This window comes from Virgibacillus profundi (genome assembly GCF_002287375.1).
In the GTDB taxonomy this organism is placed as follows: Bacteria; Bacillota; Bacilli; order Bacillales; family Amphibacillaceae; genus Virgibacillus_K; species Virgibacillus_K profundi.
In genome coordinates this window covers 161,524-187,960 of record NZ_NPOA01000004.1, presented here as the reverse complement: position 1 = coordinate 187,960, position 26,437 = coordinate 161,524, and the positions used below count along the sequence as shown (strand labels likewise).

Here is a 26,437-nt window from a genome sequence, read left to right as displayed (position 1 = left end):
TCAACCCTTGGGGCTGGCTGGCACTTCGGCTATAGGAATTTCACCCATAACCTACTTCCTCTCGGAATAGTCGTTGCACCTTCCTTTGTACACAAAGGCTTGGCACAGGATTACCATATCATATTTTTTAATTATGACTTAGGCTTCCCCTGTTAGCATCTTATCTAAGACACACCCTGCATTTACAGGTTCACCAGCTCATAATCCATAATGTTACCATCATGGACGACTATATTATATTGCTCAAGCAACTCACAGTATTTTTTATATTTTCTTTTCATACAAAACTTTTTAGAGTATTTATCATACAACTTAGAGCCATATTTGATTAATTGAATATTACCCTGAAACAAGATTGTATAATTGTTTGAATCATTTTCACGTCTTTTAGTTTCTTTTACAGTACTACCAAAAAAATTTCTAATATAGATAATTGTTTCCATAGTGCCTGTAAAACTCATTCCAAAAACATATAATCCTTTAACATGTCCGTTTACAGCTTTGTTGGGTCTATTTATTTTTGTCATTGAACCGTCTGAATCAAAAAGACCTAACACAAAATATTTTTTTAGATGAGATGGGATTTTGTCAGGAGGTGTATAAGTATCTGTTTTATTTTTAGTTATATCATATTTTTCCATTATGTCTTTTACCAACCGCCTGCTATTTATTGTTATTGTAATTTTAGTGCGATCTTTATCTATGTATAAATCTCCTGAAAAATCAACAAATTCCTTAAACTTTTCTAAGTGTGACTTATCTTTATACGAGAGTCCAATGGTTAACACATGTGCATAATCTGCATCTCTATCTGTTCGACGATTGAACACACAGCCATCACCAGCAATAAACCCTGCCAATACACGCTTTCGGGAGTGTATTCTGAAAAAGCTTTCTCGTTAACTGAATTTGTTGTCACGTAATAAGATTGAGGTCTGATTGGAATATTCATGCCTTTTAATAATCTAATAACAGACCTGTCAGAAATACCTGCTTTTTCAGCAACTTCAACCGCAGAAAGGTTATCGTCAACATAATATTTTTTAACTTTAATAACCATCTTATCATAGTCATTTCGTAATTTTAAATAGCTTGGCTGATATAATTTATTCTCCTCCAAAACCTTTCTTACATCTAATCGATTAATATTAAGTATTTCTGCTATAGTGGACATGTTATTTCCTTTTCTAAATAACTCTAAGATTTGATTGTAATATTTTTCTCTGTGAATTTTTGCCATTTTCTCGCCCCTCTCATTATTGTGTGAGTTGCGAGCAATATAATGTTAATCAAATTTAATATTCGACATAGCCTGAACATCATCTAACGAATAGGCTGTAATAGGAGTTCCATTGGGTGCTCGCATTAATGAGCTAGTTTTGTAGTATATATCAGGAAATAATACGACTCCTCCCGCGTGTACTCCCCTCTTGGAAATTAGACCATTCAATCCCAATGCAGTTTCTTTTAACTTAGGATAGCGTTCAATCTCATTAATAAACTCTTTAACTGGTTTTCTATCTTTCTCTTCATTGCCATACAAACAATCGCTTATACTCCAATTTTTACCACGCTCAAAAGGAATCATGCTACCTAAGTGTAAGGCAATATCTGAATCATATCCTAATCCTCTACACGCTGTTGTTATAGCTGCTTTAGATGTTTCTGTTCCAAATGTAGCTACTTGTAAGATTCTATCTTCTCCAAAATGGTCTTTTAGAGCTTGAATAATTCTAGGACGTTTATTTGCTTCTGTATCAATGTCAATGTCCAATGCTCCAATATCGGGACGACTTTTATGTAAATGTCTCCAGTGTGGCATTTCAATTCCATATTCTAATGGGTTAATTTGAGTAATATCAAGTAAATAATTTAAAATAAATCCTGAACTTGATCCTCTACCCGGAGCAACGAGACTGTCACCTCCACATTCATCATCCCATATTATTCTGATTATTTCAGAAACCGTAATATAATAACTGCCCATAGCTTGATTGATTTCCTGTCCTATTTCCCATAGTTCACTTAGTTCTATATCAATTCTTGCTAAAATTTGGTGAAACTTTTCTTGTGTTAGTTCAGGAGTCTTTAGTTTTTCCTCGAACCCATCTTCGATTAGCTTTACTAAATATCTGTTCTGTTCTTCATCAGAATTTGCCATTTTTTCAATATATTCATATTTGCTATAAGCTGGTTTAAATATATGTCTAACTTCAAACTTTGGTAAATCAATTTTAGGTATTACTGTATCTTTCTCTAATGTATAATCTTCTACCATATCTCCAATTAATTGTGTATTGGAGATGGCGTCGTCAAGAATCTCTGTATCTATATAACTCATTCTTTCATAAATTTCATCCACATTGGCTAAAAAACACGCTTCGTAAAAACTAGCAACTTCCCTCTCTGCTTCCTTAGCGTTTAAAAATGCTTCATGAATAGCACGATCTTCTGGACGGGGATAATGTGCATCTGTTGTTATAATTCGTTTCAACTTATAGAAATCTGCAATTTTGATTAATTCTTTATTACAATATATTTGTTCTTCACTTAAAGCTGGTTGCAATTCAATAAAGAAGTAATCTTGACCGAATACATCAATACACCATAGTATAAATTCATTTAATTTATTTCTATGTAATTGTGCAGCTTGTTCATCACTATTCTCATTAGCTTCTTTAATAGCAAGTAATCTTATATTGATTTCGCTCCCGAGACAGGCAGAGCTTGCAATAATATGACCTTGATTTGGCTTTACAATTTCTTCAATATCTGACTTGAGTGTTACCGTTCTTTCCATAAGCCCAGTTCTGAAACTTCGTGACCATGCACGACTACTGAGTATACGCATTTGCTCATGACCGACTTCCGATCTACTAAGAATTAAGAAGTGTGGAAATTTAGTTACTCCAGATTGATAGTTATCTCTCACTTCTTCTAACGAATCTATAAGGTACAATTCATTTCCAAGAATAATACGGAACGATTCTGACATAGTACCGTTCTCTTTCATTTTTCTCGCTGTTTTAATAGCTTTAAGATGATTTGACAATGCCTCATGATCCGTTAGTGCCAGCCCCTGATAATTCATCTTTACTGCCGTCTCTAGTAAAGCTTGAATTGAATTTGTAGAATCCAAAAGCCGAATATTTGACACATCCGAGTGGCAATGGAGGTTTATGAATTTTGGTTTGTTTTGCAACAATTGAACATCTCCTTTCTTTATGTATAGATTATATAACATTATTTATCTATAGTCAACTGTTATTTACTAACCTTCCTTAAAATCCTCTCAACTTCCCTATCCACATCATCCATACTCCTAAATCCCTGCCCAGTTCCAAACGACTTCCCTGTATCCAACCTATGCTTCCTCGCCAATCTCATCTCTTTAATCTCATCCAATATTTCACCCAACGCTGCATCACCCATTTCTTTCTGTATGAGATTCAACAACCATTTAACTGACCCTAAAATAACACTCAAACTTCCATATACTAGCACACCACGTTTTGTGAAGAAATTCATCTTATGTATTCTATATTTCTTACTCTCACCTTCATTGATTTCTTCTACATATACATACAAACCTGCAAGCTTATCTTTAATCGTCTTATGTAGCTTCCATTTTCCACTGTCTAACAACTCTTTTGCTGTTGGATATTCTTTATTGCTCATTATGACATCACACTCCTATTATATGTATTATATTATTTATTATCCATAGACCATTGTCAACCTTTACTTCGCTTGCATATCAGCCCAATGCAATATCATCAAATCCTCATATAAATCATTGCCCAACATTTCTTGAATCTCATTCATCTTCTTATCTCCTGCACTCATAAGATACATATGAAACTGACACAAAGCAGACACCCTTGTAGCAAATTCAGTATCATATCCTAATTCCAATAAAGCGTATAAAGCAATCTGTGCAGAAATATTTTCATGCCCCAAAAAGCTCGCATATCTAGTCTTCTCACCTTTATAATTGATAAACGACTTAGTATATCCCTTTCCAACATCATGAAACAGTGCAGCCCACAGCAGTCTTAAATCATCTGTACGATCTCTTATATAATCAAACACATGATAAGTATGCCTACTAACCGAAAATGAATGATATTTAGAATCGTGTGGAAGTTCATGAATTTTCTTGAAGTCGTTCATATAATGAGAAAGCGTACTCATTACTGTCTCATAATTTTTGTTCTGAGTTATAATATTCTCTAAGGTTTTTCTTTCCTCGTGAGCTTCATTCATCTCAGGATTAATTATGACAACCTCATCCCAACCTTCGTTTTTCACAGGGATCTGCATCGATTTATACATCTTCATAATCACTTCTTTACCTACAGATCTATCTCTATTTAAGTCGCTCTCTACACAATCGTCTACATGGGTATTCATGTAATATACGATCTTCTCATCTGCCATTTTCAACTCATGATTGATTAGATGTTTGCGGCGTTTGCGATTAATATTCGTTGCGTCTAGTATGACATTATTGCCTTTTTGGAGTAACTGTTTAGCACGTTTATTCATTACTTCAAACACCTTAGAGTTATTATCTTGATTATTGACATCATTTAGCAACTCTTCTCGAATATCATCAGAGGATAGTATTGTCGCATTGTGTTCTTTAGCTAATTGTTTGGCATAGGTAGACTTAAAAGAAGCTGGTAAGCCCACCATTACTATTAATTTAGTCATATTGTACTCCTTTCGATTCTTCGATTATTCTACTTTTAATAATCTCCTGAGACAATTTTAGAAAATCACCCTTTACTGAATAATCAACCTTATTCTCATCAATATTATTTAAAACTTCATCTTTAAATTCCTTTGCCAGTTTCATTACATCGTTAACATCTTCTAAAGCTGTTTCAAAAGGCAATTTATTTAACTTATGATCGATGAGCAACTCTGTTAATTTTGCATCTGGATACATACATTCTTTCATGTTTTTTCCATGATTATAGTAATCTTCCATCATTAGCCACAATCTCAAAATGTGGTGTGTCTGCTTGCCATCAAATTTATACTTCTCAATCTTGTGTGCAATTGTAGGATATGGATGACACATGGCTTTCTCTTTCTCTTTCATCATGCCATACATAGCACGTATCATTTGAGCTTTCAGTGTTTCAACTAAATTATCCCTAAGATTAAAAATCTGTTCAAATTCGTTGTCAAACTTACTATCAACTACATAGTAATCAGTGTATAATGTTTCAATATATGCGGGATTAGCTTTCAATAAAGTTTTAAAATATAGTCTTATATCTTTGATGTCACATTGACCCCATTCTGTGTCAACTACTGTAGAAACTGGTTTACTATCTTGGATTAGATCGTCTAATGTTGGAACGATGATTGCTTTCATATCAATATCAGATTGATAATCATCTGTGTGGATATCAAGGTTGTAATTTTGGCTGCCATAAATACAAATATATGCTACTGAGTAGCCTTGCGATTCTAAGATTTCTTTTTGTTCGCTGAGATTGTTGATTAATTTACTCATTGATTTCATCTCCTTTGTAATATTATTTACATATTAAACCTCTAATGAATTTTCCTCTTCCATGTCTAACACATCATCTTGTTTAACAATGCCCTCCAAAACCTTGAAACTGAAGTTCTTTTGTTTATATGCCGTAAACCTCTCATGATTCTCTACTCTAACAACTACTCCTTCACGGATATGAGTCTTACCAATTGGATCAATACCATCTTCATATTCTCCAACTCGTTCCATCATATCTTCTACAGTAGTAAAGAAGAATTTATCTAACTCAGGAGTATATTTTACACCCATTTTCTCACAGTATAGCTTCACTGTTTCCCAAGGGATTTCAACAACCTCGCCATCCTCATTGGTCATAGTCATTCTATAAACATAAATATCGCTTTGCCCTTCTTCTAGCCCATATGTATATTTTGTAGTCTTACCATATTTCTTAATGAACTCTTTATCTTTCGTTTTCTTATTGTTTACTTCTGGCATAATCAATTGACCAGTGCCTGTGTATCCTACGACTTCATAATATACGGAGACTCCTTTGGGAAGTTTATCAACAAAGAAATCATGCCATTGCTTTCTGAAAGCATTTCCGCCATAATATCCACCGTTATAATCTTTAAGCATTACTCTACGTGTGCCTGTTACATACTCCCAATCTTTCTTGTGTTTCTTAACACCAAATAGCCTCAAGAATTTATGTAGTGGGTTGACTTCTTTCTTGATGGCGTGGCTTGTTCTTTGTGATGTCCCATGAAGTTTCAGAGTAATGTAGCATAAATCTCCCTCTTTGAATGAATTAGTGTTATATGCCAGTTGTTGAGTATCTACATGTTGCTCAAAGAACGGGTAAGATTCCTTTTCTTTCTTCTTAGTTTGCTTACCAGTAGGATTGCTGTTCTTAACCTCTCCTCTGGGCACATATTTTTCACAGACCTGTTTTCCGTTAATTGTGTCAATCTTATCACCTTCATTCAGTTTTGATACATCGCAGAAATTATTTAAACTGCTAATCGGCATATATAATCCATCAGACTTTTCACCACGTAAGCGAATACTAGATACATGTCGTTTATCTGGATCAAGATAACCACCAACTTGATTGCCCTCTGCATCTTGTTCTCGTAATAGATTATTCTTCTTAGCAAAATCATAATTCAACTTTCCATCCGTCGGAAAGTAAATTCCAACGTCACCCACTTCTACATTCAATCCCACAATAACATCGTTTCCGAATACTGTAAGAACTTGCAATCTATCGGCGTTAGAATGTTTTCTTAATTCTTTAACCTTAACAACGTATCCACTATAGCTCATTTGTCTATCTCCTTTTATTGTATAATATTTATTATCTATTGTCAATCTAAAATAACAACTTATCTTCAGCTTCTTCTACTTCAAAGTCTTCAATCATAATTTGTGGGGTCTTTTGTCCCCTGAAGGTATTCATAGATGCTTTTCCTATAACATTAATAGAAACTTGGCGTGATTTCTTTTCTTCAACATCAACAATACTCTTATACTCTTCCTCACTGCTCCCAAACTTGATAAATTCTATTCCATTTACTGCAAATTTGAGTACATTTTTCGATTTACCCTGCAATAAAACGGCAGTTTTATTTACATTGATTGAGTGAATCATAAGCAACGGAGATTCAACACCTTTGCCCCAAAGATCACTGTAGTCATTTAGAGTGGTTATAAAACCTTTTGTAAGATGTTTCATGTCAATCTCAAAATCAACATCGTATGAGCCTGTATCTAACTCGATATTTTTCAAATCTTTGTTTATCATATTGTTTACTTCTATGAGATTGTTTGGAATGATTTTTACGCCATGCGCATTAGGATGTCCACGAAGATAAATAAACTGATTCATAGAATCTAAATATCCTTTAAGGTCTTTAATATAACCATTCTCATATCCTCTTGCGCTGCCACTTAATGTTGCATTGTCATCATCCCACCTAACAAGCAATGTTGGACGCTTATAACTCTGCGCAAGCCTATTGGCTACCAACCCACTTAAATTGGGATCTAAAACATTTGTAACCTCTACAGTCAATATTTTATTGTTCAACAGATTCTTTTCTGCAATTTTCTCTTCGATTGCTTCTACACCTTTGTCTCTTAGTTTGTTTTGTCTTACACGTACACGCTTCATCATACGCACTGTATTTGTTGTTAAAGGTTCATATTTCTTCCCGCGTTCATAGTATACTTCCTCAGTACCATCTCCTAGCAATGCTTCAAATACCTGATTCTTTTCCTCTTTGCTTCCTGATCTGACAACTGCGTTAAACAGTGGGTTAATAAAAAATGAGATGCTGGTTATATCTACCACTCCACCAGTTGAATATTCTTGCGATTTTAATATCTCTTTTACTAAAGGGTTTTTTATTCTTTTTAATCCTTTTGTAATGTAGTATCTATTTTCTTTTTCTGAAACTAGCATACTGTCGCCAATTATTCCTAAAGCTAATAAATCTAAATATGTATTGGCATAGTCTACTTCTAACCTGTCATCTAATGCTTCCAGAAACTTGAATGTGACACCTGCACCACTGAAGCTATTATTATCAAATTTAGGTGACAATTGATTGTTTACTACAATTGCATGTTTCGATTCTTGATTGTTTTCTACTTCATGGTGATCAAGTACAATGATATCAATGCCACGTTCGCGTAGTTTCTTGTGTTCTGCAAAATCTGCACTCCCAGAGTCAGGAAGCAACACTAAATCTACACCAGAAGGAACATGATTAGCATTAATACCATGTTCCTTTCCGTCTTGTTGTCTATATTGTATGTTGATGCTTGGTTTGATTTTATGTAAGTAATTAATTAACATTGCGGAAGATGTATATCCGTCAACTAAACATCCGGGTCTACTTGCACCCAGATGTTGTTATCACCTCCAATATGCTTTAGTAGACAATCTACTGCTTTATCAATGTTATCCAATTTAGAATAATGATTTGTTACGCTATGGTCACTTCCTGCTTTCAGGAATCCATCTACATCTGTGACTCCTCGATTATGTAATATTTGTTCTAAAGGAGACAATATGTTATTATTTCCTTTTAAATTATACTTCAAGTTACCATTCCTTCCTTAGTAGTAATTTCATTTTTATTCATCATAAGAAGTTCTAGTGCGCCTTTTGACTGATCCAGTGGTGAATCCTTGGGATTGAGCACCCCATAATCATCATATAAAATGTACACTCTCACGAATGCAGTAAACATATGCGCTAACCTCACCAATTTCTTCTGATACTCTAGCAATGCTTTTTCATACTTTTCATCCGATTCCATATCTTTCTGCCCTCTAAACTTGTCAAATGCTATAAATACTTCTTCAACATTTAAAGAAAGTACTAAATCTCGTTGAACTGTGCTTATGTTGCTGCCACATACTGCAACTGTGAAATTATCTTCTCCATAGAATTCTGTTCCTTTTAATACACTTTTCTCGCCTTCCACCAACATACATTTACGACTAGATTTTACGGCTTCTTGTGTAAGATGAATTCCATAAAGCGAATGAGATAATACATGATTATATTGAGTATTCTCCACAATCGTAGGAATATATTTTGCTCCTGAATCTGCACGTTCATCTGTATTTCTGGAACGAATGCCGATTAATCTACTATTGATATCATAGTGTGGAAGAATTATTTGTTCTTCCTTGAAGTAGTAGCGCACATTGAATAGATTTGCAGTTTTCGGTGTAATTCCTTCGCCGATCCAATTGTTGAGATAAGGTAAGAATACATCCAGTACATTCTCGTTGAATGATGGTAGTTGAGTTGTCATTTTTTTCTTAGGTTTGAAGCGATTAAGCCAATTCCAGTCTGAAATTTTATCTGATTGTTTGCCTTTACTGCTATCGTTCATTGTAAAACTTTTATGAGTTAATTCTGTTACGTATTTGATAGACTCGTAGAAGCTAAAGGTGTATCCTTGTTGTTCTTTAGCTTGAATAATTACCTCATATATGTCCATGCTTGCACAATTGGAATAGCAATGAAAATTATACGAAGAAGGATAATAATATAATTTATGTTTATGATCACTGCTATTTCCATGATGACACACCGTACTGTATATTGGATTGCCTTGGCTATCTTGTCTAGGAGAAGAAGAACCTAAGTCAGATAGGATTAAGTTTATGTCGGATAATGTGAGCGATTCTTTTATTTTGTCTTTGTCTAGTCTACTCATACAGGATTAATCACCACTATTCTTTATGTAATTCTGTATGGTATTTATTATCTTTTCTTTGGTGATACTCTTTTGCATCTTTTATAACGTCTTCGATTATCTTTTGCATGTCGGTAAAATATTCGTTGAACTGTTCCTCTGTATTATAAAAATAACCGTATTGGGTGTGAAAATCATCATGACAAGTAGAACATAAGGTCACTGAATTGGATAGGTCTGCTCTTCGATCTACGTTCCAATGAAAACCATCTTTGTGATGTACAACTAGTTCTTCTGTGTGCCCACAAATTTGACAAGAGTAAGCATCTCGCTTCAAAGAGTCTGTTCGCCATCTTGCATATCCATCAACATACATTTCTCTAGTGTGTCTATTCTCTCTTTCTTCGTCCGTGATAAATGGCTTCCAATTTGGGTTACCTTCCCCATAATGAGCTTCAGAGATACAGTCTTGACAACCCGTGTTATATGAATACACTGTGCTAAAGTTGTTGGTGAACTCATTGTGAATGTCACAGATAAACTTGTATTTTCCTCTGTACTCTGTATATTCTTGCCCCTTAACCATTTCGTACTTAGAGTTTAGGTGTGTCCATAGCTCCATATTATGTATTGAAGTCTCCGGGTAGCTTGGATGAAATAAAACTAACGTTCTTAGGACTTCTGAGTGTACTTGAGCATATGTTGTTTGTGACTTATATCCCAACTTATGTGTAAAATTTAAATATGGGCTCTTGGCTGTACGATATTTAAACTCCTCGCCTTCATCTAGAAGCCAATCGGGATACGATTCTTCAAGCCTTTTGTCTATGTCTCTTTTAACCTGATCAGGTTTTCTTCTTTTTCCGTCTGCCGACCTTTGCCGCCCCAAATCTGGATGTCTATTCCCGTCAGATTTAAAATCAGTCCAAGTCGTTCGAAATGGTTCTAGATCAGGTCTCGATATCATCCTCCAAGTATATTTTTCATCAGTTCCACAATATTCTGTAGAGAGTAACTCATAATCTGGATCATTTAGTATCAACCAAAGCTTAATATTGTCTATAGTATATGGATTGCTTTTATCAAATTTGCGATAACCTTTTGAATTTTTTGCTGAATTCACTGTCATGAAAACTTTGTAACCATCTTTATCAATTGCAGTAAATTTGGTTTTAGTATTTTTATAATTATTTAAATCGTCAACTATTGTCAACCCTAGCACAGAAAAGTATCCTTCTATCACTTCAAAAGATAATCTTAAAACTGCATGTCTGTCATGCGTCATTCTGTATCAACTTCTTGTACTTCTTTATTTTTAATCTCTAGCAAGTCCATAGGAATTAATGTGTTCTCTATATCGCAAGCAAACAAATCCACAATTCTCATCGTGCCCATATTTATGTATGAAAATATCTTTAATTTTGTATGTTTGTTTCCACGATTCTTAAATATGTGAGTGACAAAGTTTGGTTTTTTCTTATAAAAGCCTTGTGAAAGTATTTCTTCGATTTCTTTTTCTTCCTTATTGCTCAAAGGTAACATTATTGCAGCGAGATCAACTTTGTCGATCAAACCCTTACTTGATCTGATGAAAGATTGGTCAATCTCTTGCCCTTTTCGCCAAGCCTCTTTCCACTCACCATTCAATTGTGTAGCACTCATTAGGAAAATTGAATATTTGTTGCAGATTTGCTTCAATTTATCTGCCATAAGAAGCAATATTTGGTCTTCTCTTAAATTAATTCCACTATCCTTGGCAAAGCTCGAAAGTATAGAAATGCTGGAGTGAATATAGTCGAAAAATACATATTCCACGCCATTTTTGATTATATTTTTCTCTACGGTTCTTTCAATATCTGTAACATCAAAGTTTGGTAAAAATTCAAAGAAAATATTTGATGATTTAAGAATATTAGCTGCATATCTTACTCTTTCTTCTTCTTCTTCGGTCATTGTATCTAGTAATATTTTATCTTCTTCTACATCTGCAATGTAAGCAATAGCAGGAGTTTGTAGTTCTTCAAACAACATTTCAGTAGAAATAACAACACTGTTTACATCAAATTGATTTTGCACCCATTCACCTAACTTGGAATCATACCAACCTTTGGCTGACATTTTGCAAGCATCTCCGATTAAATTACGACTCTTTCCATGACCAGTCGGAGCACTCCTAATATAGAATTTTTTTAATCTTGCACCAGATGCCGCTGCTGTAAGCATTGGGCTGTTCAGCGGCAAACCAACGTTGGGAGAACCTTTTAATCTATCAAGTAATTCATCTACACCGTCACCTGCCTGTATTCCACGAGCCTCAGAATCACTTTCAAACTTGTCCTTAATCTCAACCATTTTATTTTCATATATTCCAAGAATATCCTCAATACTCATCTTATCAAATTTCTTCTGTAATTCTTCAGCTTCTCTAGGATTCATTATTGTTTCATCATAGACTTCGCTAATGTCAAACCCTAATCCATCCATCTCTCGAATAAGTGAAAATTTTTTCAATCTACCATAATAATAATCAAAATTTTCAACTTCAGCCATTTCCTGTATTGTTTCTAAGTATTCCAATCCTTTATTCTGATTAAATATCTCATACTGAACATCATATTGACTCAAGAACCCATCAATCACCACTGAGTCAATTACCTCTACATCTCCTGAGTTGTATAAATTATGTATTGCTGCAAATATTATTCTATGAAACTTCTCTGGAAAATCGTTTACTTCAATCTTATATTCATTCGTTTCCGATAATAAATCAGGTTGTTTTATTAAGCTCCCAAGTACCTGAATCGTGCTGCTCTTCTCTTGAATCGCCATTCTCCCACTCCCTACAATCTATCTATGTCGATTAACTTGTTGTTTTTCTTTGGTTGTCCTTTAGGAGATATATAAACCACTCTCTCCTCATTCTTGTAGTTATCCTCATTCTGTGCAGCTTCATTGATCTTCATTTGCTGAACATACTGTCTTGTCGCGTCCTCATAAATATATGGAATAATCCCTATTCCACCATTCTCCTGTACTTCATTTCCTAATATCTCATGGAAGTATCTAAGTGATAATTCCATCCCCTTATATGTATACCCAAATTCATCTTGAAACCTTTTAATCTGCATCAGTATCATGCCTGTGGGTTTCTTTAAGTCTAGAAGTGTCATTATAAATTCAATCAACTGTGTACGATCATCAGCCTGACCTCTCCACTCCTTATAACAATCCTCATGATAATATCTACTACTATGCTTTATCCCTTCACCTTTTGGTATCTTCTCACTACATCTTCCACACTTAGCTTCCTTCTTGTTCGTCTGTGGTTTTTCTTCCATCTCCAAACCACCTTTCTTATTAAATATAATACTATTTATTTTTATACTTACCCAACCACTTTTCCAATTTGTTCAATACTTCATGTAATTTACTTCCAATCCAACTCTGTTCTAACTCACTAGCAATCCTATCAGTATTCATCCAATACATCTCTCTAGTCACTTTAACTACAGCGTTATATTGCTTTATTAACCTTACATCTCTTTCCTCATCATACGTATAACTGTGATGGAATTTCACATCATCTATGGTTTCTAATGTAGCTCCAGTTACATACAAATAGCTATAACTATGGTATTTATCCTCACATTTATAGCTTTCTTCCAGTAAGATGTTATCATATAATCTTCATGTTCCGGTTGCAGTTTCTTATCACAGATAGGACATTGCATATTTATCCACCTTCCACAATCTCAAAGAAGTCTTTTTGTTTTGCATGGTCATAATCAATCATTTCATTTCTAACAAAATTAACAAACTTGGGATCAACATCTCCAAATTCCAACAACTTAAATGTATACTCGTTTTCATTGCTATCTTCCAATGTGATTCGCTTATCAGTGCTTGCTCTTAATTGTTTGACAATTGAGCTCACATCAAAATGTTCTTTAAAATCCATTGCTGCGCACTCATCGCCATAAACGTATAAAAATTCCATTATCATTCTCCTCTCATATACATTATATAATATTTATCATCTATAGTCAACTACATATGAGATTTCAACTCATTGTATTCATCCGTTTCCTTCACTAAATCCTCCAAGTCTTCCTTTGTGATCATCTCATAGTCACTCAAATCTACAAACAGCTCAACTACGTCATTGTACAATGGTTTTTCAACTTTAAAGTCAGTCATTTCTTCATCATCATTAAACTTGGCTTTAATCTCAACATTTGCTCCCATGTCGTATTCCAACAACTCGGTGACCAATTCTTTTACTGTCATAGTTTATTTACCCTCCCTCTATACGATCATATATCCAACTATTTGTACATCTGTGTTATGTTTCAATCTAAATTCTTCATCATATTTATCTGTATAATATAAAGCCTTAGTTACAGTATCTTCTGTATTTGTAATCGTCTCAATAGCTCCACTAGGCAATTTTACTGCAACTGTAATCAATTTGGGTATACTTGCTACTTTCATCTCTTCGATAAACTTTTCTTTTAATGTTTTATTTTCCATTTGTATTCCTCCTATTATGTATCTATCTGTTAATCAATTTTCACTTTTACTTTAATATCGTTTAATTTGTCAACTTTATCGAGGATGCCCTGTTTCTTAACATTTGCGGCTACATGCCTTGCCTCATACTTAAAGTATTCTTTAATCATAGTTTCTGCCCTTTCCTCAATAATTTCTTTATCACTAACAACATGATTCATTTCATCTAGAAATTCGTCATATGTCATACTAATGTCTGAAAATATACTGTCTCTTGTTGTAACTAAGGTTTCACCTAATTTAGTCTTAAACAACTTCCCTTTTTCTTTAAACTTAACAATTATTTCTAATCTTTCGGGTGCAGTCGATATAGCTTCTCCGTCCCAATATCTAAGTGATGCCGTTGCTAAAACTTTCATATGTAATTCTCCTTTCTATTCATCCATATACCAATTCCTACCGTATTTATCTCTACCAAAATTCATTAACTCTTGCAATCTTTTCCTGTCTCCTCTTGCTTCCTCTCGCGCATTTCTTAGCTGTCTCTCTAAGCTTTCAACCACATTCGGATTGCCACTCCTATATTGCTTCTGAAACTCTCTTGCAAGAGATCGAATCATTGAATCCTTCAGTATTTGCTCATCTACAGCCAACTCTTGTTTCTTTGCACGTTTTACACTTTGCTCTCCTACATATACACCTATATGGTTTGGTATATCATCTTTTACTAGTTTATATAATTCGTTTGTCAGAACATAATAATTATAATGACCTACAAATGTCTTTGCTGCTTTACTGTAGAAATCTGACTTGGAAACTTTAATTTCATAACATTTCCATACGCCTTTTGTATCATATGTAATATAATCGACACGCTCCTTGCCACTGCCAAATCCGATAGTCACTTCAAAACAACCAAACGTTCCCATCTTATTTGTTGCATTCCATACACTTCTTTCAAGTTTAAGAGTTGTATCTGTTTTTGCGATTGTAATTCACCTCATTTGTTTCTGTCATACTGTCCTCCTCTTCGACTAGTTAAAACCCTACTGAAACTGCCATATAGATTAGCCAAACCTGTATTAAACCACTAATCAATACCACCCAAAAATTGTGTACCTCTCGTTTTTGTTCACCATGTTTAGCCAATGTTATCCCTAAGCTTAATAAAAATAATCCGATCAAAACTAAAAACCAAATATTCATTTGTGTATTCTCCTTTTAATTTCCAATAAAATTTAACTTTTATTGTAATTTATTCTTTAGATTCTTTATGTAAATCATCAATATTATTCTTGAGATATTCTGATAACTTAACATAACCATTGCTATTCGTATCTTCATCAAACCCTCTAAACTTAACTCTAGCTGGATAAACTCTTTTAATCTCATCTTCTTCTATTTCTGCAACTAAAGCCCAACCGAACAAATGTAATGTTTGATTGATAAACCACAGTAACCCTGAATCTCTAAAGTCTTTCCATGTTTTTTCGTTTACCAAATTATTCACACTCCTTATTTGACATGTTTTCCTTCAACTCCACGCTGCTCTCTACCCATTGTTCTCTTCCGCAACCATAGCAACGCTTCTTCCAATTTGGTAATCGCCATTGAGTTTTCTCTACAGCGAAAATCAGATTGATTAAAATGTTCTAATCGTGTAATAATCACAGCAATCAAATCTTCATTCATAACACCATTTACACCGTGTTCTTTGATTACACCTTCTTGGAAGTTAATTCCTGCCAGTAGATTGGTCTCATCTTCGCTTGATACAACATCAAAGTGATGCGGCGCATTAAATTGAAAATCTTCTTCATGGTAAACTTTCGTGTACTTACTGGTTAACAAATCATGTTTTAATTCTTTCATTTGAAATCCTCCTGTTTAAACTATAATTTATTGATTGATCTCCAAGAACAACTCATCTACAGTAACCGTTTCACTCCGTTGATTCATAATTACATATCCTTTGCCGCTATCATAAATAGGATTATTTACAACCTTGATTACATCTACCTCATCACCCTTTTTAAACTCATAAATGTCTTGAGAATCTACTTCATCGAGACTATCAGGTAATCCAGATGGCAAATGATTGCCACCATAGATAAATATTGCTGAAAAACTATGTTTTAATATTGCTTTCACTTAACTTCCTCCTTTCAATCTATTTTCTTCAACAAGTAAATCTTATCTTCTTGACCTATAACCTTATATCCACTCTCATAGACTTCGTTAAAATCATCCACTGTAGCTTTGTATGTAACTTCTGCACCACGATCTATGTGCATGACTACACCAAATACTATTATTGCTGTTAAACACAATGCGAATGTTACTCCAAAGATGCCTAAAGGAGTAAATTTTCTTTTTGATATCATCTCAACTAGTGTGCCTATTCCTAAGAATAGAAGAAATAGAATAGAGAGTATTGATAATAATATGATGAAATAAAATTGAAATGTGTGTTCTGTTTGTGTTAGTATTTCCATTTTGTGTGCCTCCTTTAATTTATAGTATTATACAATCATCGTGGTTTGCTTACATGTTTTTCAATACGATCATTTATTAGCACTTCATAATCATAACTATTGTCATTCACTATGTATTGTCTATTTGAATCGATTGCTGCAATAGCTGTCGTTCCACTTCCTGCACAACAATCTATTACAATATCATTTTCATCTGTGTATGTACGAATTAAAAATTCAAATAGTCCAGCAGGTTTCTGAGTTGGATGTAAACCTCTCTCTAAGCTTACCTTTTGAACACTTCTAGGATGTCGTTTACCTTCATACTTGCCACTAGTTCGCTCATATCCTTTTCCTGTAGCTAAGTTTTCTGTCATCCCTTTACGTTTAACTTCATAAGGTTTTCCTTCAGTGAATTGTGGATTATATTTCATATTGTTTCCCTTTTTAGTATATGTAGTAGCACTTTTACCAAAGATCAATACTTGCTCATGTACTTTCATTGGTTGATATTTCGTGTGCATAAAGTTACTACCATTGTCTTTCTCCCATATCCATTCATACTTGAACATGTCTAAGTGATTTGATATTAAATAGCTGGCAAATGGATTAGTGGCAGTCAAAGCGATAACTCCATCATCAGCCAACATCTTAGTTGCAATCTCAAAGAACTCTTTATCATCAACAGGCAAATCCCATTTGTTTGCTGTTACTCTATTTTTACCTTTAAATGTATATGGAAAATCAACTAAGAACATTTGAACAGAATTGTCTCCGAGTTCTTCGTATGTCATTCTCATGAAATCAATTGCATCATAGCAGTTTACACTGTTTTCTTTAATCAACTAATTCACTCCTTTATTACAATATTATTTGACTATAATGCTCAATTAAAATATGTGTTTTATTTAATTCATTCTTTGTTCGGAATGCGACATTAATTAATAATTGAATATTTACCATTCACAACGTCACTTACAAGGAGTTTTAAATTAGCCATTAAGTTCCAACGTAATTCGTTAAGAGTAGTATCAGGGCTTATTTCTGCAACTTTATCTTTCCAATGAAATTGCACTCTTTTTCCTTTTTTTAAAGCTTTTAATGCTTCTTCTCTTGTTATAAAATCATTTTCTTTCAATTCTTCCACTCCTTCGCATTTTGTGTCAAAGTTGCATACCGGAATTTCCAATATTTTTGACTACTTGCTTGAATATCTGATATATTACTATTATTTTATATGATATTATTCATCCTTTTTGTTATGCTCCTCTTCCATTCTGTCGTATAATATTTGTTTACTATCCTCTATGTGAAGATACAGTTTAGCTGCTAGGCTACTTCCCAGTTTAGATGTTGGGAAGAATAGGAATAACAGGTAGAGAATGATAAGTGGTGTGTAGATTAATATGTATGGTAAAGCTTGTTGTATGTTGATTGTGTGTCGCCTCCTTTTACTGGTGCAGATGTGTTAGTGTAGATGATAATGAAAATAGGAGAGTGATCGTGTGGGATACTCTCCTATTTTGTTTGTTGTGTATGTATTGCTTGTTGAATACATTATATAATATTATTTAGTTATTGTCAATGGTAACTATTCAGCTTCTTCAAGCAACTCTTTCATTTCATCTAAGATGACAGACATTACTTCCTCTTGACCTTTTTTACATTCTGTCACTCTATTTCCAATACCTAATTGTTTCTCTGCGATATTATTCATTTCGTCCAACTTGTCAATTTCAACCAATTGTCCTCCAACCTGTTTGATTTCAGACATTAGTTCGTCGTAGTTTAATTTAGTTTCTTTGTACACGTTTCGCTTCTCATCTTCGCTTACTAAACTAAACCCTTGAACCTTACTTTCCTTCTCGATTCCCTCAACAATGGCAGCTTCTAGATTCTCTGCGGTGAATTCTTCTATAAATGGTGGTGTTTGAGTAAAACGACTTCTAGCAAAAAATTCGTCAGTTTGCACAGTATAAGCTGATGAAAGAATAACATTATTGTCTTCGTCCACATTATTTCCTTTTAGGTAGATCACATAGTCACAATTGTCTTGAATTAAAGGCATTAATCGCTTGTCACCTTTAGGAACTTTTCTATCACTGTCTTTACTCTCTACCATTTCATGAGCGATAAAAACAACTGTAAAATCAAGTGAAATCAATTCATCAATTGCAAAGAATAACTCCGTTTCCAGTTCCTTCCATAAACCGAACCCCTCATTTCCGTCCTTAATTCGGTTAACACCGTAAGCGTTACTAACATACTTCTCGCAATACTTAGCCATGATGTCTGTTCCGTCAATGATAATGGTTTGATAAAGCTCTTTTGCTTTCTCAGAGTTTCTGGCGAACTGTTTTAGCACCTTTGTGAAATCCGACCACTTTTTAATATTGGCAAATGGAACACCGTCTATTGCCGACAAGCCTTTTTCAAAACTGAGAAAATATGGTTTTTCCATCCGTGAAGTCTGATAAGTTTTGCCTAAATCATTAAAACCATATACCATAATTTTCTTCCCAAATAACCCCTTACTAACTACACTTTTACTAGGCGCAAATATATCTAATGACATTTAACATTTCTCCTTCTTATCCTTTTTTATTTTTTAGCAATGTATTGAAATTATTTTTAGTCAGTGTGACCAAGATCGTCATTCTCAACAAACTCAAATTCTTCTTCAACCCACTGCCTTATATTATCTTGGTGTGCTTTTGTACTTTGAGATTTTGAAGTCATGGAAGTTGATGAAAACTCCTGCAATAATTTTACAAACTCTTCTCTTGAATAACTTTCATACCATCCCAGTATTTCTTTAAGCATTAGATGTGTTTGAATTTTGTCTAATATATCTCCACAATATATTCCTAAATGTTGTGCGTCATTCTCGTCAATAACTTTTATATTAAGCTCTGCTCTAATCTGTAGGTTGCCATTCCTATCTTCATAATCGGTATTTTCTTCTTTAAACACTATTCCGTCTGATAGTAGAGCATCATTATAATAGTAAATTGACTCATACATGTCCGAATATTTATGTTTTAATCCTAAAATTTTAGCCAATCAAAAATCCCCTGTTATATTATTGTTTATTCATATGTATTACTTAATTAAGTCAAAAAACTCGGTGTACTTATCTATCATATCAAACCGATAGTCATACACATCATACTTACTATTTCTGCCAATACAAAGTGTAACGATTTGCAGCCTGTGACTTGGTATAATCAACACTTTCTCTATTTCTTCTTTTTCATCCAAAGCTACCATTATGTATAAATCACAAGAACCAAATCTTTTGTTCGTTGCAAAAGTGTGAACCCTGTCTTTCCCTTTTAACATATGTGGATTAGCAACTTTAGTATCAACTTTTATAGATTTGTTAACTAGTAGGTCGAAAGGGTGATTAGTTGTCATTTTGTCAACCTCGTACCCTTTATCTCTTAACATATCAACGACTATACGCTCATAATCATTGCCAAGTTGAGTTTCTGATTCTTTTAACTTTAGGCTCAACTTCTTTGCCCATTCTCTATAGCCGTATGTTCTAACAATGCTGTTATGTAGTTTTCCACCAAACTCAGACTGGTGAACTTCAGAAGAAGAAGGCATTCTGTCTATGCTAAGAGAGCTTAGGATGATCTTGATCGCACTAACGATTTCACTATCATTCATTCTTTTGGTGGGACTTCCTTGTTTCCTCTCAAGGTTCAGTTCTTTTGCCCAGTATAGGAAACCTTTGTTTTTCGTAATGAGTGAATTTAACCGACCAAACCTGCCACTTCTCAACTCTAAAGATGTGGGCATTCTTTCAATCATTAGTTCTTTTTGTGCCTCTTTAATTCCTTCTTTAATCTGAAGCTCTTGTTTTTCTTTTGGTTCAGAATAGCCCTCTCGGGTTTTCATGTCAACCCCTAGACGTTTTGCCCAACCTGAATAGCCATATGTTCTATCAATTCTAGAATTAAGAGAGTTGTTTCCACTAGCTTCTCTAATTTCTTTTTTGGTCATCATTCTGTTAAAATTACCTTTTTTCATTACATCTCGTATCTCTTGTTCAATTTCTTCGTCAGTTGCTCCTGTTTTTCTATAATCTTTTAATGGGAGTTCTAGCTCTTTTGACCACCTTTTAAATCCACCGTTAGTCCCAATCAAGCTTCTTAACCATTCATAGTTATTATTGCTTAATTCAGTAGCGCTCGGCATCCTGTCTTCACATTGGATTAGTTTTTGCGCATCTTTTATTCCTTGTATAATTCTTTTCTCTCTTTCTTCTTGTTTGTTGGTGATCGAAACCACCTCCTTCCGTTATATAATATATCATTATTTGGTTATTAATACCCCATTACATTCATCCACCATGGATCAACTTCTAAATAACTAAACATATCATATGTATTATTTACCTCATTATTGCTATCAAAAAGGTAGTGAATCCTGGTCTATACTGGCAGCCCCAGATTTCTTCTTAGTCTTACTCTTTGTATCAAATCCGCCTTTCTTCTTCTCTCCACCTTTTTTCTTTTTTTCTTTCAATCCTTCTAAGTAAACTTCTCGCTCAGCTAACGCTTTCTTAATAGCATCTACATTATATGTATTAACATTATCTTCTTCGTATGGTTCGACACCACCACTCACAGTCCAAGATCTGGTCGTTTTGTAATTTACTTCCTGTTTATCTGCGCCAAACGCCGACTCAATAGTCTTCACAGTCTTCTCTTTAAAGTTGATAATATCTCCATAAACGAAAACAGTGTCACCATTTTCATAATTATCCAGTACGTAAGGTGATCCATCTTCATTGACTACAAATTCAAATGGAATTACTTTTCCACCATATAATGGAATATATCCACCTAATTTAACTCTACCAGTCTCTTCTTCATCTTGGTTAATTTCCTCAACTACCTTGGATACAACTAGTTCCGTTTCAAAGCCTGCATGGTAATTCGGTTCCTCGCCTGCGTCTAAACGATTTACAAATGTTGCACTAATTTGAGGAAACGATTTTAATTGTCCATCTCCACCCACATAGTCGTTCAGGGCAATTTTACCAGTTGTAGTTCGCACATAATCAGCCTGATCTCCGTGCTGTGCTACCGATTTATACTCATCAACAACAGTCTTTAAGCTACTGTAGATACCATTCACATTTCCGTCTGCCTTCAATTTCATTGAAAACAATTCGATGACATGTTGTTCTGTTTTTTCTTCATTTGTTGCTACAGTTAATTTAGCCGAAAGGAAATCCTTGCCCGCAGCCGAAGTTCCTTCTCGACTTTCCATTTCAAGTAACAAACCTTCCACGGTCACAATATTCTTTGCCTCACGGATCGTTGTATTACCATTGTTTTCTGTTGTCATATGTATTCAATCTCCCTTTTTCTTCTAATTTTATTTTTGCTCTATATACTACAAAACAATTATATATTATTAATTTACCATTAAAACTCCTATCAATCAGTGCGCATCACTTTTCAATGCCACTTGCCCAGCAAGAGAATCTAAATCAGCTTCCACATTACTGATTCTTTCACTCAAACCTGAACTAAGCTGCTTAACAACGCTGTGTAACGAATCAACCTCTGATTCCAATTTACTTAATCTATCTTCCATTTACCTCACCCTCTCTCCGAACGTATTATATATAATATTGTTCATTTATTGATACTTCTTCATACTGATCTCAATCCCATCAAATGATACGTCAACTTGTGTATGTCCATGTTCATTCTTCTGAGTATAAGTTGTACTCCCATCCTCTCTAGTAACAATCTCTGAAGAATTTAAAGCACCATATACTGTAGCACCTTTAATAATGTTAATGGCATTCTCTGCGTTATTTGTCATTTATCTCACCACCTTAAAATTAATAGAACCAACTACTCTATATACATTATATAATATTATTTACCTATAGTCAACCAGATTTAAAATTTCTTTTAATTATTTTTATGCTTTGTAATAAGTTTTTCCATTCCCCAATGGATTTCTTAAAGCCAATCCATTGACTATATCAGTATGTAACACTCCTATAATCAGTTCGCCTTCGATATATCTTTCTAAATATTCTACATCTTCTCCAATCGCACGTTTGACACAAATCAATTTCCCAATAACATCTTCAAACTTATCTCCATGTCTCACTGCACTCTTAGTCAGTTTCAATTCTCCACTTTTAGTCAATCCACTAAACGTAACCTCGCCTTTGCCCTCATTCACATCAAATTTAAACTGAACAAATTGTTTCAAACAGAATCCTAAATCCTTGTTCAACTTTGCTAAATCCTTTTGTCTATCCTCGTATCGCTGCACAATCTCCCACGCTTCCTCATACTTTTCTTTCGTAGGTGTAATTTTACTCATATTCACTCTCTCCTCTGTATTTTTATTTATATTTGGCAAACTCCATTTTGTTTCTTTCAGTGCATATGTAACTGCATCTATTAAGTCTATGATTGACTATCACCTTCCATGTGTAAATTGAAATTCATTCAGTCTTCAACAGTCCAATTTCCTGTTAATAGCTGTTCAAATGTATATCCACTGACATAACTATTTTCAATCCACTCATCATAAACTACGTGTGCTTTCCATTCTCCATCATGAAAGAAAACTTTTTCTTTACCTTCTTTCAATGCTTTCATCGCCTCTTCAAAAGTCACATACACTGGAGTGATTTTCCACTTAATATCTAATGCCACACTATTCATAAATAAAGGCTCACCATCACCAAAAACTATTCCTCGATTTGTTTTTGTGACATTATAACCTGTAAACTTTTTAACAGAATCTGCTCTCTCACCAACCTTTAACTTATCAATCATTTGCCCAGTAGTTAGCCAATCTCCCATATTTATTCTCCTTTCTACTGTTTGTTTAACATCGCATACCTGAAACCCTAACTGCTCCGATATAAACTCAGCTATCTTCTGTCTCTTATCTTCATCCAACAAATCATCTTCTCTAAGCTTAATCACAATCTCACCATTCATCTTCCATTCTACATCCATCTATAATCATCTCCATTTGTTACCCAAATCCATTAGAAACAGTTTCTAATATAATACCACTTGCATTATCATAATCATCTTTAGAATATTTTAATCTATACTCATCAGTATACACACGCTTACCATGCCACCAATCATCAAAAATAGCAACAACATTTTCATTGCGTGATTTAGCTACTTTCATACATCTATCATATTCACTACTATACATTTGAGATGCCCAATTATTTAGATGTTCCATCACATTATCATGTTCTTTCTTATTTTTGGTTTCAAATATTTTTAACACTGCGTATTCACCACCTTACTTATGTCGAGACTTCGGAATAAAAGTATATGGATACATCCCTTTTTGAGATGGAAACAATTTATAACCCAGTTTATACATCTTAGATACATCTTTCTCATCCACATTTATCATTCCTTCATTGATCCCATGACCACAACAAGAGCCATATGTTGTAACACCTTGATCCCACAAATCCTGAATCTCACCAGCAATACAGTAATCAACATCACATCCAAATACGGTTTCATAGAATCCATCGTATTCTTTCAACATGTGTTTAGGGAACTCAAGGTATATACAGCCTTTGTATGTTCCAATTTCGTTAGGGCATCGGTTCATGATTTATCTCTACACAATTGAGAACAATATGAAAGAGAGAAAAACGATTCAGGTATTTTCTTTTCACAGTTTTCACAAAACAAACTACTTCGATAACTTTTCCAATATTTCTCCCATGCTCTTTGTTCTCTTGCAATTTCCAATTCTGCACTACTCATTGTTATCATCCTCTCTGATTAATTCATATAAAAGCCATCTTTTATTTGAACCGCAATATATTACTTCTCATATTTGGAAATAAACTCAGATAAACTCATTCCATTATCACTTGCTAAACTCTTTGCGAATATAACGAGATTCGTATCTGTGGATAGATTCATCGCTTCATTAAACCATTGAGAATAGGTTATAAATTCATTCCCGAATAACTCCATATCAGATCCATATCCCAGCATTTTTTCACCATTGACAATGTATTCAGTAGTTGCACGTCCTTCATAAATACATCTGCCATTACGCCACCATCCGAAATCTTCATGCCAATCTTCATCGGGAATAGCCGCTAACCTATCAAACTCTAATTCAGACATTTGCCAAACTTGCAATTTAGTTTCTTCTGTTTCAACCATCCTGTCTGCATTAACATCTAATTGTTCAAATGCATTATCTAAATTTTGCCCCATTATTTCTACCATTGTCTCCATCCCCTTTCCATTATATCGTATTTTCTATCAATCCTCTGATTCTCCCAACTCCATCTCAGCAATCTCACTAAGCAATTTTATCTTATCCTCTTTACTAATATCCATCTTCTTCACCATTTCAAATTTATCTCTATATCCATATCTTTCAGTGTAATCTTTAACATAATCCTTCTGTATCTCCACTGGATAATTTAAATAATAAAATGTAGAGAATTGATTATCACTAATCTTATTCAAGAATCTATTTACCAACTCAGGTTTAATTTTGAATATATCTACATTTTGATTAATAAATGCTCTATGACAATCCATTAACCTTTTCTCAGGTAGTAAATCCAACATTTGCGACACTTGATAACTGCTTAACTCTTGATACTTTTGTATGTAGAAAAAGTTAAATGAATTCATGTAACCCATGCTATTCTCTTTCAACTCATTTAGAATCTTATTGAAATATTCACCTGTAACTAACAATTTATTCTGCAATAACAAATTCCATGGAATATTAAAGTAATCAGATTTTGTCAACAACAGCTTCACATCACCATTGTTTCTCTTTAGTTTTTCATAAAAGAAACCTGTATTATGTTGAAAATCTGCACCATTAGTCACACTAGCATAGCTAATATTCCTAAAGAATAAATCCAATTCTTCTTCATTGTAATCATATGGTAACTTGAAATTTGCAGCCCAGTTAGGATAGTCAATATTAAACAAATTCATTAAACTAATAACCAATTCTTTATGATCATAATATTTCACCACTGCTTGAAACCATACAGGAATCTTTCCACTATCCATTCCATCTATTACAATTCCTGTACCTTCTAAATTTAAACTATCCAGAAAATCCTCAAAGTTGTCTTTGTTTACCAAAGGTGTAAATTTAGCGATGAGATCCTCTGCTTTGCTCAATGATCTTACTTTCTGATTTAATTCATAGTTATCATTGTCTAAATAACGAGTTTTCTCTTCTACATCGCATAAATGTTTTCTCGCTTCGTCTAATTCTGCTATTTTATCGCCAATAACTCTTCCAACTTCTTCGTTCACCATCTCATTAATCTTCTCTGAGATCACCTTATTGCCTCCTCCATCTTACATGTAATCAATCCCTCGACTTCTTTCCAAATACATATCACTCTCATTTCCCGCAATCGAATTCAACTCATCTTCATTATTGGTTACCACCTTAATTCCTCTTCCAGTATAAATTCCAATTGTCATTGCTGATGTATTTAACACTTTTACCAACTCCTCAGTTGTTACAAAAGCTCCTTCGCCAAATACATCATGCCGATCCTTCTCCACAATATAAATACCACCTGTCAACACCTTGAAGAATATTTCGACTTTCTCTTTGATAGATTGCTCATACGATTTTGGACGTGTAGTGTATTCCATTTAAGCACCTCCTTTTCTCATCTGACTTAA

The 26,437-nt window shown here is 34.0% G+C and carries 39 protein-coding genes; all 39 read right to left on the bottom strand.

The window, feature by feature from the left end; genetic code table 11:
• Positions 1-182: 182 nt before the first annotated feature.
• The 39 genes from CIL05_RS07605 to CIL05_RS07425 all read right to left on the bottom strand — a co-directional run bounded on the left by CIL05_RS07605 (position 183) and on the right by CIL05_RS07425 (position 26,407).
• The gene (locus tag CIL05_RS07605) at positions 183-830 is read right to left on the bottom strand and encodes a hypothetical protein (protein WP_165769077.1); all 648 of its coding nucleotides are present in this window, start codon (positions 828-830) and stop codon (positions 183-185) included.
• Positions 782-1,240, bottom strand: coding sequence for a hypothetical protein (locus CIL05_RS07600; protein ID WP_095654925.1), 459 nt, complete (start codon positions 1,238-1,240; stop codon positions 782-784). The genes CIL05_RS07605 and CIL05_RS07600 overlap by 49 nt, the downstream gene beginning before the upstream one ends.
• Positions 1,241-1,285: 45 nt before the next feature.
• The gene (locus tag CIL05_RS07595; RefSeq protein WP_240510140.1) at positions 1,286-3,205 is read right to left on the bottom strand and encodes a PHP domain-containing protein; all 1,920 of its coding nucleotides are present in this window, start codon (positions 3,203-3,205) and stop codon (positions 1,286-1,288) included.
• A gap of 59 nt (positions 3,206-3,264) precedes the next feature.
• A complete protein-coding gene (locus tag CIL05_RS07590; protein ID WP_095654923.1) occupies positions 3,265-3,678 on the bottom strand; it encodes a hypothetical protein in 414 nt (137 codons plus the stop codon).
• Positions 3,679-3,741: 63 nt separating this feature from the next.
• Positions 3,742-4,716, bottom strand: a complete 975-nt coding sequence (locus CIL05_RS07585) for an AAA family ATPase (RefSeq protein WP_095654922.1) — start codon at positions 4,714-4,716, stop codon at positions 3,742-3,744.
• Complete coding sequence (locus tag CIL05_RS07580; RefSeq protein ID WP_095654921.1) at positions 4,709-5,530, bottom strand: DNA polymerase beta superfamily protein; 822 nt, start codon at positions 5,528-5,530, stop codon at positions 4,709-4,711. Before CIL05_RS07580 ends, CIL05_RS07585 begins: the two co-directional genes overlap by 8 nt.
• Before the next feature lie 33 nt (positions 5,531-5,563).
• Positions 5,564-6,844, bottom strand: a complete 1,281-nt coding sequence (locus CIL05_RS07575; protein ID WP_095654920.1) for an RNA ligase family protein — start codon at positions 6,842-6,844, stop codon at positions 5,564-5,566.
• Between the two features lie 46 nt (positions 6,845-6,890).
• The gene (locus tag CIL05_RS07570; RefSeq protein ID WP_276245336.1) at positions 6,891-8,429 is read right to left on the bottom strand and encodes a DHH family phosphoesterase; all 1,539 of its coding nucleotides are present in this window, start codon (positions 8,427-8,429) and stop codon (positions 6,891-6,893) included.
• Entirely contained in the window at positions 8,402-8,626 is a 225-nt protein-coding gene (locus CIL05_RS07565; protein ID WP_095654918.1) for a hypothetical protein, read from the bottom strand. Before CIL05_RS07565 ends, CIL05_RS07570 begins: the two co-directional genes overlap by 28 nt.
• The gene (locus CIL05_RS07560) at positions 8,623-9,756 is read right to left on the bottom strand and encodes a hypothetical protein (RefSeq protein ID WP_095654917.1); all 1,134 of its coding nucleotides are present in this window, start codon (positions 9,754-9,756) and stop codon (positions 8,623-8,625) included. The genes CIL05_RS07565 and CIL05_RS07560 overlap by 4 nt, the downstream gene beginning before the upstream one ends.
• 16 nt (positions 9,757-9,772) lie before the next feature.
• Positions 9,773-11,020, bottom strand: coding sequence for an HNH endonuclease (locus tag CIL05_RS07555; protein ID WP_095654916.1), 1,248 nt, complete (start codon positions 11,018-11,020; stop codon positions 9,773-9,775).
• Positions 11,017-12,564, bottom strand: coding sequence for a replicative DNA helicase (locus CIL05_RS07550; protein WP_095654915.1), 1,548 nt, complete (start codon positions 12,562-12,564; stop codon positions 11,017-11,019). Before CIL05_RS07550 ends, CIL05_RS07555 begins: the two co-directional genes overlap by 4 nt.
• 11 nt (positions 12,565-12,575) lie before the next feature.
• Positions 12,576-13,073, bottom strand: coding sequence for a YorH family phage-derived protein (locus tag CIL05_RS07545; protein ID WP_095654914.1), 498 nt, complete (start codon positions 13,071-13,073; stop codon positions 12,576-12,578).
• A gap of 31 nt (positions 13,074-13,104) precedes the next feature.
• A complete protein-coding gene (locus tag CIL05_RS07540) occupies positions 13,105-13,353 on the bottom strand; it encodes a hypothetical protein (RefSeq protein ID WP_095654913.1) in 249 nt (82 codons plus the stop codon).
• Between the two features lie 115 nt (positions 13,354-13,468).
• On the bottom strand, positions 13,469-13,732 hold the full coding sequence (locus tag CIL05_RS07535; protein WP_095654912.1) for a hypothetical protein: 264 nt from the start codon (positions 13,730-13,732) through the stop codon (positions 13,469-13,471).
• A gap of 50 nt (positions 13,733-13,782) precedes the next feature.
• Positions 13,783-14,022: a hypothetical protein gene (locus tag CIL05_RS07530; protein ID WP_095654911.1), complete on the bottom strand. Its 240-nt coding sequence runs from the start codon at positions 14,020-14,022 to the stop codon at positions 13,783-13,785.
• 18 nt (positions 14,023-14,040) lie between these two features.
• Positions 14,041-14,265, bottom strand: a complete 225-nt coding sequence (locus CIL05_RS07525) for a hypothetical protein (protein WP_095654910.1) — start codon at positions 14,263-14,265, stop codon at positions 14,041-14,043.
• A 29-nt stretch (positions 14,266-14,294) separates the two neighbouring features.
• Positions 14,295-14,663: a hypothetical protein gene (locus CIL05_RS07520; protein ID WP_095654909.1), complete on the bottom strand. Its 369-nt coding sequence runs from the start codon at positions 14,661-14,663 to the stop codon at positions 14,295-14,297.
• A gap of 15 nt (positions 14,664-14,678) precedes the next feature.
• Positions 14,679-15,149, bottom strand: coding sequence for a hypothetical protein (locus tag CIL05_RS07515; RefSeq protein ID WP_240510139.1), 471 nt, complete (start codon positions 15,147-15,149; stop codon positions 14,679-14,681).
• A 133-nt stretch (positions 15,150-15,282) separates the two neighbouring features.
• The gene (locus CIL05_RS22155; protein WP_165769076.1) at positions 15,283-15,450 is read right to left on the bottom strand and encodes a hypothetical protein; all 168 of its coding nucleotides are present in this window, start codon (positions 15,448-15,450) and stop codon (positions 15,283-15,285) included.
• A 49-nt stretch (positions 15,451-15,499) separates the two neighbouring features.
• On the bottom strand, positions 15,500-15,745 hold the full coding sequence (locus CIL05_RS07510; protein ID WP_095654907.1) for a hypothetical protein: 246 nt from the start codon (positions 15,743-15,745) through the stop codon (positions 15,500-15,502).
• A gap of 14 nt (positions 15,746-15,759) precedes the next feature.
• A complete protein-coding gene (locus CIL05_RS07505) occupies positions 15,760-16,116 on the bottom strand; it encodes an Acb2/Tad1 domain-containing protein (RefSeq protein WP_095654906.1) in 357 nt (118 codons plus the stop codon).
• 27 nt (positions 16,117-16,143) lie between these two features.
• On the bottom strand, positions 16,144-16,395 hold the full coding sequence (locus CIL05_RS07500) for a hypothetical protein (protein WP_095654905.1): 252 nt from the start codon (positions 16,393-16,395) through the stop codon (positions 16,144-16,146).
• A 14-nt stretch (positions 16,396-16,409) separates the two neighbouring features.
• A complete protein-coding gene (locus CIL05_RS07495; RefSeq protein ID WP_095654904.1) occupies positions 16,410-16,739 on the bottom strand; it encodes a hypothetical protein in 330 nt (109 codons plus the stop codon).
• Between the two features lie 35 nt (positions 16,740-16,774).
• Positions 16,775-17,563 carry a DNA-methyltransferase gene (locus CIL05_RS07490; RefSeq protein ID WP_095654903.1) on the bottom strand — a complete coding sequence of 263 codons (789 nt, stop codon included), beginning with the start codon at positions 17,561-17,563 and terminating at the stop codon, positions 16,775-16,777.
• Between the two features lie 92 nt (positions 17,564-17,655).
• On the bottom strand, positions 17,656-17,856 hold the full coding sequence (locus CIL05_RS07485; protein WP_095654902.1) for a hypothetical protein: 201 nt from the start codon (positions 17,854-17,856) through the stop codon (positions 17,656-17,658).
• A gap of 453 nt (positions 17,857-18,309) precedes the next feature.
• Positions 18,310-19,293, bottom strand: coding sequence for an ATP-binding protein (locus CIL05_RS07480; protein WP_095654901.1), 984 nt, complete (start codon positions 19,291-19,293; stop codon positions 18,310-18,312).
• 56 nt (positions 19,294-19,349) lie between these two features.
• Positions 19,350-19,781, bottom strand: coding sequence for a hypothetical protein (locus tag CIL05_RS07475; protein WP_095654900.1), 432 nt, complete (start codon positions 19,779-19,781; stop codon positions 19,350-19,352).
• Positions 19,782-19,820: 39 nt separating this feature from the next.
• Positions 19,821-21,017: a DEK C-terminal domain-containing protein gene (locus tag CIL05_RS07470; protein ID WP_095654899.1), complete on the bottom strand. Its 1,197-nt coding sequence runs from the start codon at positions 21,015-21,017 to the stop codon at positions 19,821-19,823.
• A 120-nt stretch (positions 21,018-21,137) separates the two neighbouring features.
• Positions 21,138-22,082: a YorF family protein gene (locus CIL05_RS07465; protein ID WP_095654898.1), complete on the bottom strand. Its 945-nt coding sequence runs from the start codon at positions 22,080-22,082 to the stop codon at positions 21,138-21,140.
• Positions 22,083-22,178: 96 nt separating this feature from the next.
• A complete protein-coding gene (locus CIL05_RS22150) occupies positions 22,179-22,334 on the bottom strand; it encodes a conjugal transfer protein TraF (RefSeq protein ID WP_165769075.1) in 156 nt (51 codons plus the stop codon).
• A 45-nt stretch (positions 22,335-22,379) separates the two neighbouring features.
• Complete coding sequence (locus CIL05_RS07460; RefSeq protein ID WP_095654897.1) at positions 22,380-22,568, bottom strand: hypothetical protein; 189 nt, start codon at positions 22,566-22,568, stop codon at positions 22,380-22,382.
• Positions 22,569-22,670: 102 nt separating this feature from the next.
• Complete coding sequence (locus CIL05_RS07455) at positions 22,671-23,084, bottom strand: hypothetical protein (RefSeq protein WP_095654896.1); 414 nt, start codon at positions 23,082-23,084, stop codon at positions 22,671-22,673.
• A gap of 128 nt (positions 23,085-23,212) precedes the next feature.
• Complete coding sequence (locus CIL05_RS07450; protein WP_095654895.1) at positions 23,213-23,731, bottom strand: hypothetical protein; 519 nt, start codon at positions 23,729-23,731, stop codon at positions 23,213-23,215.
• A 19-nt stretch (positions 23,732-23,750) separates the two neighbouring features.
• Positions 23,751-24,020, bottom strand: a complete 270-nt coding sequence (locus CIL05_RS07445) for a hypothetical protein (protein WP_095654894.1) — start codon at positions 24,018-24,020, stop codon at positions 23,751-23,753.
• Between the two features lie 15 nt (positions 24,021-24,035).
• Complete coding sequence (locus tag CIL05_RS07440) at positions 24,036-24,359, bottom strand: hypothetical protein (protein ID WP_095654893.1); 324 nt, start codon at positions 24,357-24,359, stop codon at positions 24,036-24,038.
• Between the two features lie 218 nt (positions 24,360-24,577).
• Positions 24,578-24,994 (bottom strand): hypothetical protein, encoded by a 417-nt coding sequence (locus tag CIL05_RS07435; protein ID WP_095654892.1) that lies wholly within the window; start codon positions 24,992-24,994, stop codon positions 24,578-24,580.
• Positions 24,995-25,030: 36 nt separating this feature from the next.
• Positions 25,031-26,083, bottom strand: coding sequence for a hypothetical protein (locus CIL05_RS07430; protein WP_095654891.1), 1,053 nt, complete (start codon positions 26,081-26,083; stop codon positions 25,031-25,033).
• 18 nt (positions 26,084-26,101) lie between these two features.
• Positions 26,102-26,407 carry a hypothetical protein gene (locus CIL05_RS07425; RefSeq protein WP_095654890.1) on the bottom strand — a complete coding sequence of 102 codons (306 nt, stop codon included), beginning with the start codon at positions 26,405-26,407 and terminating at the stop codon, positions 26,102-26,104.
• Between the last annotated feature and the right edge of the window lie 30 nt (positions 26,408-26,437).